General features: G+C 74.6%; 1 pseudogene. It reads right to left on the bottom strand.

What is annotated here, in order from left to right:
• Positions 1-252 (bottom strand): annotated as a pseudogene (locus tag KUM38_RS39445) (transcriptional regulator); the annotation flags it as partial.

The raw sequence follows: 252 nt of genomic DNA, 5'->3' as shown, positions 1-252 counted from the left end.
CGGCCCTGTTCCAGCAGCCGGTGTGCCTGGGCGGCGGCCCGCTCGAAGCGTACGGTGTCCCGGCTTTCGGGCGCCACGCGCAGGGCGTAGCCGGCCGGTTCGGTGACCAGGACCTCGAATGTTCCCCGGCGCAGGTGCGGGGGTTCCAGGACCGCGCGGACCTTGCTGACGTGGGCGTGCAGGGAGGCCGTCGCCCCGCCCGGGGTGCGTCCCGGCTCCGGGGACCACAGTTCCTCGCACAGTGTCTCGGCC

Origin of the sequence: Streptomyces sp. AC558_RSS880, assembly GCF_019049255.1 — a bacterium.
GTDB lineage: Bacteria > Actinomycetota > Actinomycetes > Streptomycetales > Streptomycetaceae > Streptomyces.
Note: the sequence above shows the minus strand (reverse complement) of the source record. Positions and strands in the feature narration are given on the sequence as shown.